Source organism: Streptomyces sp. ADI95-17 (genome assembly GCF_003846175.1).
Classification (GTDB): Bacteria; Actinomycetota; Actinomycetes; order Streptomycetales; family Streptomycetaceae; genus Streptomyces; species Streptomyces sanglieri.
The window spans coordinates 461,747-478,418 of sequence record NZ_ML123046.1; the positions used below are offsets into that span (position 1 = coordinate 461,747).

The 16,672-nt window shown below is 71.5% G+C and carries 7 protein-coding genes; 5 read left to right on the forward strand and 2 right to left on the reverse strand.

What is annotated here, in order from left to right:
* Together EES42_RS15940 and EES42_RS15945 are read left to right on the forward strand one after the other, a co-directional pair.
* A partial coding sequence (locus EES42_RS15940; protein WP_124719380.1) for a peptidase C14 occupies positions 1–1,530 on the forward strand: 1,530 nt, incomplete at its 5' end.
* Entirely contained in the window at positions 1,527–2,459 is a 933-nt protein-coding gene (locus tag EES42_RS15945) for a GNAT family N-acetyltransferase (RefSeq protein ID WP_164495244.1), read from the forward strand. The genes EES42_RS15940 and EES42_RS15945, both read left to right, overlap by 4 nt.
* A 387-nt stretch (positions 2,460–2,846) precedes the next feature.
* Here EES42_RS15945 and EES42_RS15955 read toward each other — a convergent pair whose 3' ends face one another.
* Positions 2,847–3,737: an SCO0930 family lipoprotein gene (locus EES42_RS15955; protein ID WP_124718891.1), complete on the reverse strand. Its 891-nt coding sequence runs from the start codon at positions 3,735–3,737 to the stop codon at positions 2,847–2,849.
* 220 nt (positions 3,738–3,957) lie between these two features.
* Positions 3,958–5,553 (reverse strand): hypothetical protein, encoded by a 1,596-nt coding sequence (locus EES42_RS15960; RefSeq protein WP_124718892.1) that lies wholly within the window; start codon positions 5,551–5,553, stop codon positions 3,958–3,960.
* Between the two features lie 158 nt (positions 5,554–5,711).
* Between EES42_RS15960 and EES42_RS15965 the strand changes: the two genes are divergently transcribed.
* From EES42_RS15965 to EES42_RS15975, 3 genes are all read left to right on the forward strand, one after another.
* Positions 5,712–9,620, forward strand: a complete 3,909-nt coding sequence (locus tag EES42_RS15965; RefSeq protein WP_124718893.1) for a beta strand repeat-containing protein — start codon at positions 5,712–5,714, stop codon at positions 9,618–9,620.
* A gap of 2,235 nt (positions 9,621–11,855) precedes the next feature.
* Entirely contained in the window at positions 11,856–12,152 is a 297-nt protein-coding gene (locus tag EES42_RS15970; RefSeq protein WP_124718894.1) for a WXG100 family type VII secretion target, read from the forward strand.
* Positions 12,153–12,265: 113 nt separating this feature from the next.
* Positions 12,266–16,663: an FtsK/SpoIIIE domain-containing protein gene (locus EES42_RS15975; RefSeq protein ID WP_124718895.1), complete on the forward strand. Its 4,398-nt coding sequence runs from the start codon at positions 12,266–12,268 to the stop codon at positions 16,661–16,663.
* Positions 16,664–16,672 lie beyond the last annotated feature (9 nt).

The following is a 16,672-nucleotide window of genomic DNA, read 5'->3' on the forward strand; positions in this document are numbered from 1 at the left end:
AAGCACGCGCTCTCCGGCAAGGTCATCGAGCTGACCGACACCTTCCCGGTCCCCGACGCCAAGGCGTTCGCGGTCGGGCAGTGGTGGTCCGTGCAGGTGGACCCGGTCGCGGGCGGCGGCGGTGACGAACGCGAACTGCAGAAGCTGGTCGAGATCACCGAGATCGTCGACGCCGGACACATCCGGATCGGCTACCTCAACGGCTGGGAACTCGCCGCGGGCCGCACCCTGACCTGGACCCGCATCGAGCCGGTCCGCAACACCCACATCCGCAACATGGTCTTCGAGGGTGCCGGTCCCGACGAGTACACCGGCTCCCACCCGGTCAGCTTCGAGTACGCCGTGGGCTGCGACGTCTCCGGGATCCACGCCACCGGTACCTTCTGGCCGGTCATCATGCGCCGCTGGTGCACCCGCTTCCGCACCGAGGACTGCTCCCTGAAGAACCCGCCCACCGTCGAGTACGGCGGCGCGGGCTACCTCACCCAGCAGATCTACTGCCTGTACGGACGGGTCGCGGACTGCACGACCAGCAATGTCCGGCATCTCAACGACCTCACCGCCTCCGCCTACTGCACCGTCGTGAACTGCCACGGCGACGGCGACGACGCGGGCGGCAACCCCTTCACCACGCACGGTCAGTACGAGCACGATCTGCTCTTCGACGGCAACTCCGGCCTGATGGACATCGCCAACTCCGGTGCCCAGTGGGGGATCTCGGCGAAGCGGATCACAGTGCGCAGACATGTCTGCTCCTGGTTCACCGCCAACACCAAGATCACCGACCTGACGCTCGAAGACATCACGGTGATCGCCCGCCCCACCTTCGACCAGGCCGGCACCCTCACCGTCAACGCCGACGGCGCCCAGGTGCGCGGCTGCACCGCGAAGACCTTCGCGGTCGCCCAGCGCTCCGCCCGCTCCACCCGGCCCACCACCATCAGCGACTGCTCCTTCGAGCCGCCCGCCGGAGCCGTCCTCGTCCAGACCCCGGTCACCGCGCCCGTGCACTTCGTACGCTGCACGTTCAAGGGCGTCGACGGCGCGATCCTGCGCGGGGCGGGCCCCGTCCACTTCACCGACTGCACGGTCACCGGCGCGGAGAACGCGGCACCGCTCTCGGTCGGTTCGGCGGATCTGCGGATCGACGGCGGCAGCTACGAGAACACCGGCATCGAACTCAGCGCCGTGCGCGACCAGCGGATCACCGTCACCGGAGGCGCCCGCCTCACCGGCAGCAACAAGGCCAAGGCGCTGCTCGGCCGGGCCGCCGGCGAGGGGCGGACCACCTGGGACATCAACGGTCTCAGCAGCTCCGCCTCCGGCCCGGACACCGCCCATGTCCGCATCGCCGACGGGACGAACCACTACGCGGCGACCGGCAGCCGCTTCACCGGCGGCACCCTCCACCTCGCCCCGGACGCCCTGGCCTCGGTCCTGCACACCACGTGCGTGGAGGACGGTACGAAGCGCAGCGCGATGCCGGCCAACGGCGACAAGGCACGTACGGACGGGAACCTGACCCTGTGAGCGTCACGATCCGCACCGCCACCCCGGCCGACGACCCGGCGCTGGCCGCGCTGTGGCGGCGCTGCTTCGACGCCCCGCAGATCGCCGACCTGCACGCCCTCGATCCGGACCGCCACCGTCACACCTTCGTCGCGCAGAGCGCCGAGGGGGAGGGGATCGACGCGGTCGTCGTCTACGTACCGAGGCTGATCCGTGACGCGGACGGCACCCCGCAGCGGGTCGGCGGAATCGGCAGCGTCGCCACCCGCCCCGAGGCCCGCGGCCAGGGGCTGGTGCGCCGGCTGCTGGAGGCGGCGGAGCACACCATGACGGCCGAAGAGTGCGCATGGTCGCTGCTGTTCACCGGGACGCCGGGCGTCTACCGGGGCTCGGGATGGCAGGAGTTCGGCAGTACGTACACCGAGGGGACGCTCGCGCCCTCGCAGGCCGCCGGGGAGTTCCGGATCCGCCCGGCCACCGTGCGGGACGCCGCCGAGGTGGCGGCCCTGCACCAGGCGTACAACGCGGACCGGCCGCTCAGTTCGGTGCGGGCGGCCGAGGACTGGGCGGTGCGGGTGCCCGCCTGGTACGGGCCGGCCGAGCGGTCGCTGGTGGCTGAGGACCCCGCGTCGGGGGCGCTCGCCGGCTGGCTGGTGGCCCAGCACCAGGGGGAGTACCTGGAGGTGCGGGAGTTCGCGGGCGCCCCCGAGAGCCTGGGCGGGCTGTTCGCCGCCGCCGGTGAACGGGGCAGGGCGGCCGGTCTGAGCCGGGCCCGGGTCCGGCTCCCCGACGGTCCCGGGGTCCGGGCCGCGCTGCCGGTGCTGCTGGCGGACACCTGGCGGGTCAGCGAGCACGTGGGCATGGCACGCCCGCTGCACGCCACCGAGGAATCGGTGCGGGCCACGGTCTCGGCACCCGGCGCGGTCCACTGGTACGGCGACTGCTTCTAGGAGGGGTGTACGGCGGCTCCTCCCGGAAGGGGCCCGCCGTCAGCGGCAGGGCGTGAGCAGAAAGCGCCCCACCAGCCCCGCCCCCGCGTCCAGCCGGCGGCGGAACTCCTCGGCGAGCAGCGGAACTTCACACGGTTGAAGACCGCCACCCCGTCCTCGGCCCCGCCTGCCGGCGACCGGGCGGAACTGAACGCGCGCATCCGCTCGATCACGGACGCGATGCCGGGGACGGAGCTGTGCAACTGCTCGAACTGCGCCATGGGTGCAGCGTCCCAGCCCCGGGGCCGGGACGGCGCCGACGGGCCCGGGGTTCATCGGAATGGGCGAACGGCCGCGACACACATCCCCTGTCAGCCACCGCCGCCTCGGCTCCCCGGGCCGGCGCGACTACTTGGCCAGCTTGCCGTTGGGCCGCACGGTGAACCAAGTGCCGTTCACACCGTGGCCGTTGGCGTCACCCGGCTTCTCGTCGCCGGTGTACCAGTAGAGCGGCCAGCAGTCGATGCTGAGCTGCTTCGAACCGTCGGAGCGGGTGTACGGGCTGAGCAGTTTCGGGTCGATGCCCTTGATGTTCTTCTTGTCGACGAGCCCGGCGGGCTTCCACATCTCCAGGCAGGCGCCCAGGCAGTTGGACTTCATCGGCCAGGCGGTGTCCTTGGTGAAGCGGTAGAGCGTACGCCCCTTGCCGTCGCGGACGATCGTGCCGCGCTCCTTGTCGACGACCGTGGACAGGGCGGGCAGGTCATTCGGCTCGCTCGGGGCCTCCTGCGCCTGTTCCTTCGCCTTCGTGCCGTCGGGCGCGGCCGAGAACCACGTGCCGCCGACGCCCTGCCCGCGGGTCTGCCTGGGCGCAGTGTCCTGCGCGTAGCGGTACAGCGGCCATCCCGCGAGCGTCAGCTGCCTCGTGCCGTCCGCGCGCTTCACCGAGCCGAGCAGCCCGGGGTCCAGGCCGCGGCCCGCCTTCGCACCGTCGGCGAGCACCGGCGGCCAGGCCGCGGCGCAGTCGCCCGAGCAGTTGGAAGCGGGCGGCTTCGCCGTGTCCTTGTCGAAGCGGTAAAGGGTGAAGCCCGCGCCGTCCGTCACGACCGGGCCCAGCTGCCGGCTCTTCCAGACGCTGAGGCGGCCCGCCTGCGAGGGCTGCGCACCGTTGCCCGTCTCGGCGGCACGCCCGGCGGAGCCGGTGGTGGTCGCCGCCGTGCCCTGGGAGCTTGTGCAGGCCGCCGTCAGCATGACCGCGGCGACGGTGAATACGACCGGGACGTAGGTGAATTTACGCATGGGTATCCCTCTTTCGGAATTCTTGGGGAATTTTCTTTCGCTGAAGTGCTGAAGTGCTGAAGTAATGGCCCGCCCCGGCAGCAGGGGAGGAGTAGGCCGACTGCCGGGGCGGAGTTTCTGGTCCCGGAATTCCTTCTGGCCGGGCAGCATCGCTGTGAAAACGGCCGCTGTGGCGGGGAGGTTCAATTACCGGGAGAATCTTTTACCGGGTCGCGAGCCGTCAGACCCGCCCCGTGCCCGCCCCTGCCAACGTCTGCGTGGGAACGACCACCCGCAGACCGAGTACGCCCAGGTCGACGCTGCCGTCGTTCTCCGCGTACCACCGCCAGTGCGCCCCCGGTACGTCGCCCACCGTCAGCACGATCCAGCCGCCGCCCTCGGACCCGGTGAGGTCCGCGAGCGCCCGCGCCTCCTCGGCGGTCGGCGCGTCCTGGAGGACGACGAACCCGGTGACCTCGCCCGTACGGGCGGCGCCACGCACCAGGCCGACGCCCAGTTCCTCGGCGGAGTTGAGGATCTCCTCAGGGGCCTTGCCCTTCACCTCCGACACGGAGCGGACCCGGACCAGACCATTGAGGCCGGGCAGGGCGCTCGCGCCCGGGTCCACCGAGACCACCACCGTGCTCTGCCGCGGCAGTTCGAGCAGCCCGCGCACCAGCGCCGCCACGGTGTCCTGGGCGACGACGAGGTCACCGCTGACGCTCAGCGCGCCGTTGATCTGCCCGAGGTCCACCATGACCTGCGCGCCCCGCTCGCTCACCCCGATCCGGGCGAGGTGCGGCAGCGCGAGCGTCACGTCGGTCGCCGGGTCGCCCTCTATGACGGAGGGCAGTCCGGTGCGCTCCCAGCGATTCGGTTCGAGCGCGGTCCACGGCACGGGTGCCGTGTGCGCCCCCGACACCGACGCGAGCAGCTTCGTGGGTTCGGCGAGGACGCTGTAGACCCGTACCGGACGCTCCGCCCCCGCCGCGTCGGCGGGGATCAGTTCGCGCAGCGCCTGCCGCACCACCACCGGTGTACGGGTGTCCGCCGCGAGCCGCCGCGCGAGCGCGCCCCGCCGACGCCGCCGCAGCGCGAGCGCCAGGCCGCGCGGCAGCCGCGGCCGCAGCACCCGGGCGGCCCGCGCGATCCCGGAGCCGGTGGCGCGCACGGCCCGGCCGATCGGACGCCGCGCGACGATCACCACGGTCAGTACGGCGACGCCGGCGACACCCCCGATCAGCCAGGGCGACCCGACCCGGTCGCCCAGCCCGGCGAACGGTCCCGGGCCCCGGCCGGCCGCGGCGCGCGGCGTGGGGGAGGCGCTGCGCGCGGGGAGCTTCGCCGCGTCGGCGTTCTCCTCGGGCAGGACACCGAACTCCACGCCGGCCCCGTCCGCGTCCTCCGGCAGGATCAGTGGGAAGCCCGGGGTCAGTTGGTCGGGACTGACGAAAGCCGAACCGTCCGGCAGCTGGCGCCCACTGTTGAGGACCAGGATCTCCTCGAACCGGTCGCCGTCGCCGAGGGTGCGCTGCGCGATCCCGAACAGCGTCTCCTGCTCGCCGCCGTTCTCCTGCGCGGACTTGACCACGTAGTACTTCGTCACCTCGTCGGCCCGCAGCGCCCGGGAAGGCCGCGCCTGCACGGCGGCCGGAGCCGGTGCGGAGTCCAGAGCCCGTACGGATTCCGGAGTCCTTACGGACCCCAGGGCCTGCGCCGGTGCGGGCAGCGCCAGCCAGGTGACGGCCACCAGGCCGCACACCGCCGTCACCCGTGCCGTCGTGCGCCACGGCGCCGGCCGCCGCACTTCGTTCGTCGTCCTCGGGTCATCGCGCATCCTTCTCGTCCTCCTCCGTACGGGGCCTGGTGACGCGCACTGCTGATGCGTCGGCCGTCACACGCACGGAACCCCGGGGCGGTTCAACGAGCTGAACCGAAACGCCGACCACCCCGTTAGGAGGTGCCGAACGGGCTTGTAGCCGGGAGGAGTTGGAAATGGCGCGTCGGCATGCCACGGGCTGGGAGGTGCTCGGGTTCGGGGAGGATCCGACCCCTGGGAACCCGGAGGCGATCAGAACACTGGCCAAGACCTATCAGGAGCTGAGCGACGGGGCGGGCGAGGCGGTCGAGCTGCTGCGCGACGACGGGGCGCTGCGCCGCGGCAAGGGCCAGGCGATGGACGCCCTGAAGACGCGCATCACCAAGGACCTGCCGGGGCTCCTGGAGAAGACCAGGGACTCCTTCCGCACCGCTGCGGGTGCCTACGACGAGTACGCGAACACCCTGACCACCGCGCAGGACCTGCTGGACCGGGCCATCGACCAGGGCCAGGAGGTCGCCGCCACCGCGAAGACGGAGGTCCCGGCGCTCGCGGCGGACGCCACTCCGGAGCAGGCCGAGACACACCAGACGCAGCAGGGCGAGGTGAACGCCGCGAAGGAGGCGCTGTCCGCCGCCGAGGAGCTCGGCCGCATGGCGCAGCGGGTGCGCGAGGAGGGGTCCGAAAGGGCGACGATCATCCTCGATGACGCCGCTGAACAGGCCATTCCCGCACGGGACTTCGTGAAGGCGTTCGGTGACTTCCTCGCGGACAACCCGCTGGTGGAGATCATCGCCGGTGTCATCATCGGCATCGTCGCCGTGTTCTTCCCGGTCGTGGGTCTCATCCTGGGCGCGATCCTGTTCGCGGTGTCGGTGATCCGGATGGTGTCGCAGGGCAAGATCGACGCCGGTGAGATCATCATCGGCCTGCTCACCCTCGTACCCGGTGGAGTGCTGCTCGGCGGGCTCGGGAAGATCGTCGGGGCGGCGGGCAAGCTGGCGAAGTTCGCGCCGTTCCTGGCCAAGGTGGGCAAGGGCGTCGGAACCGCTTCGGGAGCGGTCTCGGCGGCCCTGAAGAACTCGACGTTCATCCGCAAGACCATCGACCCGCTGGCCAAGGGACTCGTGGGTCTCAAGTCGTCCCCCGGTCTGGCCCTCGGCGCCAAGTTCGCGATCGACGTGACCACCGAGTTCAGCCTCGGCTTCCTGGCGAGCGGGCTCACGGCGTGGATCGACGGGAAGAAGTTCGACGCGGCCTCGGCCGTCAAGGGTGCCGCGCTCGGCGCCGCCACGGCCGGTGCCCTCACCCTGTTCGGCGGGACGAAGTTCGCCACCAGCATCAAGGACGCCTTCACCACCAAGGGCAAGTTCAAGAGCAACATCGACAAGGCGTTCTCCGTGAACAGCCTCGGTGTGGTCGACGGCAAGTTCAAACCCGGCAACGTCCTGTTCAACGACACCAAGGGCGGGCAGAAGACCGGCTTCCACGGCATCAACGGCCAGACCAAGTCGGACCCCGCCACGGGCGAGGTCAAGACGAAGGTCACGACCCCGGACGGTGCGAAGACCGAAACGAAGATCACTCCGCCCGGTCCCAAGGCCGACCAGGTCGAAGCCCCCGACGACCTGCCCTTCGGAGTCCCGGGGCCCGCGACGTCGACGACCACCACGACACCGGACGGGTTCACGTCGACGACCGCGAACGGCACGAACACCATCAAGAGCCCGGACGGGGACGTCATCACCTCGAACGGCGACACGACGACGATCAGCACCCCGGTCCAGGGCCCGACCACGAAGGAGCAGGTCCTCGGCGGGCTCGGCGGTGAGTTCGCGCCCGCGCAGTCGGAGAAGCCCGCGCTCTCCACGGAACTGGGCCCGAACGGCGGTTTCACGACCTCGGGTCCGTTCGGCCAGGTCTCCAAGGGGCCCGACGGCACCACGACGTTCGGCTCGCCCGGCGGTGACGGCGGTGGTCCCACACCGGAGTTCACCGTGAACAACAACACGATCTCCACCCCGAACGGCCTCACCCTGACCGACAACGGCGGCTCCACGACGGTGGGTGGTGGCGGTCTCACCACGGACAACACGAACGGCGTCAACTCGGTCTTCAACGGCCCCCAGGCGGGCCAGCCGGTGGCCACCCACAACCCCGCCGACGGCAACGTCGACATCAACTTCGGCAACACCACGCTCAACGGCAACACGGGGAACCCCGGGGGTGGATTCGCCCTGCCGGACGGCACACAGGCCGACGTCGGCAACAACGGCAACGTGAGCGTCGTCAATGGCGACGGCGGCGGCCAGAACGTCAACCTGCCCCCGGCCAACGCGGGCGGCCCGGTCACCTTCACCGACACCAATGTCAGCACCAGCATCCCCCCGGCCGGCGGCGCCACCATCACCACGCCGGGCGGCCCCGCCACCACGCTCGACCACACGGGGTTCACGGTGAACACCGGTGGTCCCACCCCCGACACGGTGCAGTTCAACGGGCCGGGCAACTCGCTCGACGTGACGCCGCCCGGCGGCCAGCCGCAGGTCTCGGTCGGCCCGGACGGCTCCATCGCCACCGGCAACATCAACACCGACGGGGGTGGCGGCGGTACGGCCACCGGCGGCGGGGGGAACGTGGAGTTCTCGCCGACCGACATCAAGTTCAGCACGCCCGACGGCGGGACGTTCACCGTCAACCCGCAGGGCCAGTTCGACCTGAACCCCTCCGGCACCCAGCCGCCGGTCACGGTCAACCCGAACGGGGACATCGCCGTGGGCCCGTCCGGCGCGGCCCCGGTCACCTTCAACGGCCCCGACGGCACCGCCGTCACCACCAAGCCGGGTGGCGGCCTCGACGTGACGCCGCCCGGCGGCCAGCCGCAGGTCTCGACCGGCCCGGACGGCGGTGTCTCCGTCAACGGGATCACCACGGACGGCAACGGCGGCGGCACGGCCACCGGCCCCGGCGGCAAGGTCGACTTCTCGCCGCTCGACATCAAGTTCAGCGCCCCGGACGGCACGACGTTCACCATCAACCCCAACGGCAAGTTCCACGTCGACGGGATCAGCCACGGCGCGGACGGCGTCACCATCGGCGGCTCGACCACGGTCCACAACGACGGCTCGGCGAGCATCGCCCACGGCGACCAGGAGATCAACGTCGCTGCCGACGGCACCATCACGGCCAACGACGCGCAGGGCAACCCGGTCCCGCCGGCCGTGCCGCAGCCGACCCCCGGGAATCCGGTGAACGCGGGCAACACCACCATCTCCGTGGACCACGGCGGCGGCCACTCGGTCACCGTCCACGGCCCGAACGGCACCACGGTGACGGTCGGCAACAACGGCAGCACGACCGTAAGCAATGGCCCGATCCAGGCGAGTCACGGCCCGAACGGCATCAGCGGCAGCGTGGGCACCGTCAACCCGGTCCAGGTCAGCCAGGGCCCGGACGGCGTCACGACCGTCAGTCAGAACGGTACGTCGGTGAGTACGGGCGGCAACGGCCCGACCACGGTCGGACCGCAGGGCGGGCCCGCCTCGGTCACCGTGAAACCGCCCACGGGCCAGGACCCGGCCCAGGTCACCACCGCCGATGGCAGCACCACCAGCGTCCACGGCGACGGCACCGTCACCAAGTCGGCGCCCGCGGGAGCCGGCAGCCAGACGGTCAACACGGATGGTCCGGGCAACACCACGGTGACGGTCGGCGACAACGGCAGCACGACCGTAAGCAATGGCCCGATCCAGGCGAGTCACGGCCCGAACGGCATCAGCGGCAGCGTGGACCGTCAGTCAGAACGGTACGTCGGTGAGTACGGGCGGCAACGGCCCGACCACGGTCGGACCGCAGGGCGGGCCCGCCTCGGTCACCGTGAAACCGGCCGACGGAGCCAACCCGACGCAGGTCACCACCTCCGGCGGCAGCAGTACCACCCTGACGGGGAACGGCGCCCAGACGGACGTCAACGGCACCAACACCGCGAACAGCACGATCAACAACGACGGCACCATCAGCAACAACGCCCCAGCGGGCCCCAACAGCACCGTCGTCACCGGAGCGAACGGCACCACCGCCGCTGACAACAACGGCAACTTCAGCGTGGACAACACCGGCACCGTCACCAGCGGCCCGGTCACGATCACCTCCAACACCGACGCCAACAACAACCCCGTGGCCACCTTCACCGACACCGGAGCCGGCGGTGCGCAGGCCGATGTCGGCACCAACGGCGTCGACACCCAGGGCGTCAGCACCACGGTCGACCCGGGCGGCGACGTCACCTTCACCCACCATCAGACACCCGGCGGTCCGGCCACGACCGTCAACTCGGGCCCCGACGGCACGATCACCGCACAGACCCCCGACGGGGCCGAGGCGAAGGTGCCGCCGCGCCCGAACCCCGCGGGTGGCGCACCGGCACCCGCACCGGCCCCCAGCACGATCACCAACAACAACGGCGCCACCGTCTCGTCGGACGGGCAGACCACCACGTTCACCGCCGACGGGTTCACGACCACCATCGGCAACGACGGCACCGGCCCGGCCACCACCACCGTCCACCACGACTCCGGCGTCAGCCACACCGTCGACAACAACGGCCAGGCCACGGTCAACAACTCGCCGAGCGGCGCCGGCATCACCGGCACCAACACCCAGGTGACGGTGAACACCCCGCAGCAGGAGGGCTGGGGCCTGTTCGGCAAACCGGACGTGACAGGTGGCCAGAACACCCTGTCCAACGGCCCGGACGGCCCCACGATCACCACGCAGGGCGCCGACCCGATCCACGAGCCCGGCAGCACCGTCGTGCACGGTCCGAACGCGGGCGGACCCGAGGGCGAGTTCTCCGTCACGTACGGACCGGCCACCGGCACCTTCGCGCCCGGCGGCGTCACCGGTCTCGGCCCCTCCGGCACTCACGTCGACCCGGCCACCAACCTTCCCGTCGACACGGCGGGCAACCCCATCGGCAACAACCCCGGCAACACCGCCATCAGCACCGTCACCGGCGACGGCAACAGCGGCATCACCGTGCCCACGCCCGGGGGCGGCCCCGTCGTGCACCACGACGGCTTCTTCGGCGGCAACACCGGCGTCGACACCAACAACAGCACCCTCGGCAAGAGCCCCGGCGACGTGGAGAACGCCGGTACGCCGGGCCAGAAGGCCGACATCCTGGACGGCCCGCACAACCCCTTCAATCGCGACCCCGCCCCGGGCCCCGAGACCTTCACGGTGGGCGGCAACGGCGGCGGGCCCTCCGCGGACGTCCCGGTCGGCGGCAAGGGCGACTCCACCGTCCACGGCGGCCCGTTCGACGTGAAGGCCAACGGCGACGGCTCCTTCGACGTGTCCGTGACCGGCAGCAACCAGCCCGGCGACAAGGCCACCGTCGGGCCGGACGGCAGCCTCACCGGGCCCGGCGTGGCTCCGGCGGCGCAACCCGGAGCAGGGCAGGAAGGGCCCGCCAGACCCCCGCAGGTCACGTTCAGCAACAACACCACCGTCACCGGCGGGCAGGGCACTGTGCCCGTCGTCACCCCCGACGGGGGCGGCGCCACCACCACCTTCGCCAACGGCGCCGCCACCACCACCGACCAGGCGGGCAACGTCACCATCACGCAGAACCCCGACGGCAGCACCGTGTTCAGCAACACCGCGGGCGGCGAGAACACCACGTTCACCGTCACCAAGGACGGCGTGGAAGGCACCGTCACCACGACCGACAACAACGGCAACCAGACCACGTTCGACGTCCTGGTCAACAACAACGGCTCGGTGCAGGTGAAGGACGCCAACGGCAAGACCCTCACCGAGGTCGACGCGAACGGCTCCTTCAACGAGCAGCACACCCCGATCCACGACTACCACGCCTACGCGGGTGGCCCCACCTCCGTCACCGAGCTCCATGAATACGGCTACGAGGCCCTCACCAGCATCCTCAAGGGCGCTGTCGCCCAAGCCGTCAGCGTCGGCTACGAGGTGGGCGCCAACGGCGCCGACGCTCAGACCACCCTGGAGAACGCGGGCATCAAACTCGGCTACGGCGTGGGCAATTCCCTGGCCGGCAAGAAGGTCGAGAACGACCACGGATTCAAGACCAAGGGACCTGAGGTGCCCCTCGCCTCGCTTCCCACGAAAACCATCGGCGCCGTCAACTCCAACCAGGACATCGAATTGGCGAATCCGCCGGAAGAGGCCCCCATCAAGGTCTGAACCGAATGGCCGCACCCGCCGTGTGTAGGGCGCGGGTCCACGAAATGGTCCGTGAAAGACCCATCCGCACAACCGACTTGGAAACGGGAGACATTCCGATGGCCGATTACATCGTCAACGACGAGAAGACCGGCGCCGCCGCCACGCAGACCATGAACGAGTACGAGATCGCGGTCGCCCAGCTCAACAAGATCAAGGCCGATCTGGACGCGCTCACCGCCGACGGCTACAACACCCCCTCGGCGAGGAACGACTTCCAGCCCTTCGTGCAGGAGTACACGAACAACTACGGCAAGGTCACCGAAGGCCTCACGGGCATCTCCGAGTACATCAAGAAGTACGGCGAGGGCATGACCCAGTTCGACTCCGAGATGGGTTCCAGCCTCCGCAAGTGATCCCGCGCGGACACCGGCCGGGCCGGACCGGCTCCCTCTCCCGGTCCGGCCCGGCCGGCATTCCCGCACCACTGGCAACCCCTGATGACCCCCGTGCCCAAGGAGCACTGACGATGCGTCTGACCGTCACCGCCGTCGACCCGGAGCAGGGCCAGACCGCGGACATCATGATCGAGGCCGACCCCGAGGCCCCCGCGGGCGAGCTCGCCGAGCAACTGCACCGGCGGCTGCGCGGCGGCATCCCGAAAGCACCGCCCGTCCTGTACCACGGGTCCACCCCGCTCCCCGCCGACCAGCCGATGGCCGCCGCCGCCCTGCGCTCCGGCAGCCTGCTGTCCCTGGATTCCCCCGCACCCGAGGCGGGCCCGGAGCCGGATGGCGTGGTGGAACTGCGCGGCGTCGGCGGCGCCGACGCGGGAGTGGTGTTCCGGCTGCCGCCCGGCGACTACGAGATCGGCTCCGCCGCGTCCTGCCGCATTCAGCTGCGTGCCGAAGGGCTCGCGAAGACGGCGGCGCGCCTGAAGGTGCACGCCGATTCCACCGCGACCGTACGTTCCGCCGACCAGGACGGCGTCACACGGGACGGCACCGAGGCGCGGGACTGGACCACATGGCCGCTCGGCGGCGTCCTCGCCGTCGGCCCGGCCCTGCTGGAACTGGCCGCGCCCTCCGTGCCCGACGCCGCCCTCCAGCCCTCCGACGACGGCGTGGGGCTCGACTACAACCGGCCGCCCCGGCTGCTGCCCCCGCCCGTCAACAACCGCTTCCAGCTCCCCGTGCCGCCCGGCAAACCCACCCGCAACAAGCTCCAACTCATATTGATCTTCGCTCCGTTGATGATGGCCGGCGTGTCGTTCGTCATCTTCAACAACCCCAGATTCCTGGTTTTCGGCTTCCTCTCCCCGGTCGTCGCCCTCCTCTCCCAGTTCTCCAACAAGCGCCGGGGCAAGGAGAGTTACGAGGATCAGCTCAAGGAGTACGAAGAGAAGAAGGCCGCACTGGAACAGGACGTGGACGAGGCGGTTCTCGCTGAACAGCACGCCCGGCGCCTCGCCGCCCCGGACCCGGCGTCGGCCCTCCTGATCGCCACCGGCCCGCGTCAGCGGCTGTGGGAGCGTCGTTGGCGCGACGGCGACTTCCTGCTGATGCGGCTCGGTGTCGCCGACCGCCCCGCCTACGTGGAGCTCCAGGACCCCGCCGAGCCGGAACACCGCCGCAGGGTCGACCGCACCACGCACGCCGTGCCCGTGACCGTGCCGCTGCGCGCCGCCGGCGTCATGGGCGTCGCCGGCGGTGCCACCGCCGAGCCGCTGGTGCGCTGGCTGATCGCCCAGGCCGCCGTCCTTCACAGCCCCTCCGACCTGCGGATCTGTGTACTGTCCGGCACCAGTGGGGCGGACCGCTGGTCCTGGGTGCACTGGCTGCCGCACTGCGCGCCCCTCGGCGAGGACACCATCTCCCTGGTCGGCGCGAGCGCCGAGTCCGTGGGCCGTCGCATCGCCGAACTCACCGCCGTGATCGCCGCCCGGCAGGGGGCCGGCGACCGGGCACCACGCGGCGGCGCCGCGGGCGAGCCCGACGTCCTGGTCGTCCTCGACGGCGCCCGGAGACTGCGCTCCCTGCCCGGCGTCATCCAGATCCTCCGCGACGGACCGGCCGTCGGCGTGTACGCGCTGTGCGTGGACGACGAGGCCCGGCTCCTGCCCGAGGAGTGCCGCGCCGTGGCCGTGGCCGGTCCGAAGTGGCTGCGCGCCGAGCAGGACAGCTCCGACCCCGTCGACGAGGTCCGCATGGACGCGCCGACCCGCTCCTGGTGCGTTGGCGTGGCCCGCGCGCTCGCGCCGATCCGCGACGTGGGCGACGACGCGGACGAGAACCTGCTGCCCGCCTCCGCCCGGCTCCTGGACGTACTCGGTCTCGAACCGCCCACCCCCGACGCCGTCGCCGCGCGCTGGGTGATTGCCGCCCGCAGCACCCGCGCCGTGCTCGGAGAGGGCGTGGACGGTCCGTTCGCCGTCGACCTGGCCGCCGACGGGCCGCACGGCCTGATCGCGGGCACCACCGGATCCGGCAAGTCCGAACTGCTCCAGTCCCTCGTGGCGAGCCTCGCCGTCGCCAACCGGCCGGACGAGCTGAACTTCGTGCTCGTCGACTACAAGGGCGGCAGCGCCTTCGCCGAGTGCGAGGAGCTGCCGCACACCGTCGGCATGGTCACCGACCTGGACACCCACCTTGTGGAACGGGCCCTGGTGTCCCTCGGCGCCGAGCTGAAGCGGCGCGAGCACATCCTCGCGGAGGCCGGGGCCAAGGACATCGACGACTACACCGACAAGCGCACCCGCCATCCCGAACTCGCCCCCATGGCCCGGCTCGTCCTCGTCATCGACGAGTTCGCGTCAATGGTGCGGGAACTCCCCGACTTCGTCTCCGGACTCGTCAACATCGCCCAGCGGGGCCGCTCCCTCGGCATCCACCTGATCCTCGCCACCCAGCGGCCCTCCGGCGCGGTCACCGCCGACATCCGCGCCAACACCAACCTGCGGATCGCGCTGCGCACCACCGACACCGGCGAGAGCCGCGACATCATAGACGCCCCCGACTCCGGGCAGCTCTCGCCCCGCACCCCCGGCCGCGCCCACGCCAGGCTCGGCCACGCGGCGCTGCTGCCGTTCCAGACAGGCCGGATCGGTGGCCGCCGCCCCGACGCGTCGGCCACGGACGAGGACCGCCCGGCGCCGGTGCTCACCGAACTCCACTGGGAGGCCCTCGGCGCCCCGATGCCGAGGCTCCAGGCCCAGGAGGACACCTTCCAGCCGGTCACCGACCTGTCGGTGCTGGTCGACGCGGTACGCGACGCGGCCACCCAGCTCTCCGTACCCCCCGCCCGCCGCCCCTGGCTGCCCCCGCTGCCCGGCATCCTCACCCTCGCCGACCTGCCGGCGCGGCCCGAGGCGGCCGAGGACGGGCGGCTCACCCCGGTGGCGTACGGCCTCGTGGACGTGCCCACCGAGCAGGCGCAGCGTCAACTCGCCTTCGACCTCGACGAGATGGGCCATCTGTACATCATCGGATCGCCGCGCAGCGGCCGTTCCCAGGCGCTGCGGACCCTCGCCGCCGCACTCACCGGCGCGCACGGCTGCGCCGATGTCCACCTGTACGGACTCGACTGCGGCAACGGCGCCCTCCAGGCCCTCGGCGGGCTGCCGCACTGCGGTGCCGTGGTGGACCGGGGGCAGGTCGAGCGGGTGGCCCGCCTCCTGAACCGCCTGGTCGCCGAGGTCGGGCGGCGCCGTGAACTCCTCGGCAGGCGGGGCGTCGCCGACCTCACCGAGCTTCGCCGCGTCCTGCCCGGGCCGGAGCGGCCCCCGCACGTCCTGCTGCTCGTCGACCGGTTCGAGGCGTTCGAGCGGGACTTCGCCAACTATGACCAGGGCAGCCTGATGGACGCCATGACCTTGCTGATGCGCGAGGGCGCGAGTGTCGGCCTGCACCTGGTCCTGACCGGTGACCGCATCCTCGGCCAGAACCGGTTCTCCTCCAACACCGAGGACAAGCTGGTCCTGCGCCTCAACGACCGCACCGACTACTCCATGGTGGGCCTCCGCTCCCGCGACGTCCCCGAGGACCTCCCGGCCGGTCGCGGTGTCCTCGCCAAGGACACCAACAGCGCTCAGATCGCGTTGATCCCCGGCAGCGACGGCACCGGCGCCACCGGCGCCACCGGCGCGGGCCAGGCCCAGGCACTCGGCGTACTCGCCGAACGGGTCAGGGAACGCGACGCCGACGTGCCCGCCGAGCGCAGGCCGTTCCGCGTGGATGTCCTGCCCGACGAACTGGACTTCGCGGACGCCCTCGCCCGCAGGCCGCACACCGTCTCCCCGCTGTGGGCGATGATCGGCGTCGGAGGCGACGAACTCGCCGCCATCGGCACCGACTTGTCGCAGGTGCCGTCCTTCGTGGTCGCCGGTCCGCCGAGGTCGGGCCGCAGCACGGTGCTGCTCACCATGGCGAAGTCGCTGACCGCGTCCGGCACGAAGATCGTGGTCATCGCGCCGCGCAACTCGCCGCTGCGCCACCTCGTCGGACAGCCCGGTGTCGTGGAGGTCTTCACCGACGCCGATGTCGCGGTCGCCGACTTCCGCGCCGCACTCGGCAAGGTGGACAGCCCCGCCGGAGCCATCCTCGTCGACGATGCCGAAATGATGATCAACTCCGAGCTCGACACCGACTTCGTCGCGCTCGCACGTGGCAGCGCCGGGGACGGCTGGGGCCTGATCATGGCCGGCAACAACGAGGCGCTGCTCGGCGGCATCGGCGGCTGGCAGGCCGCCGTACGCCGCAACCGCTGCGGCGCCCTGCTCGCGCCCCGCCTGATGGGCGACGGCGAACTCGTCGGCGCCCGTCTGCCACGCGGCCTGATGGGACAGGACAGCGAACCCGGCCGCGCCCACCTGCAGCTCGGCGACGGCCGCTTCACCACGGTCCGCGTGCCCGCGACGACGGTGGACTGACCGACCGCA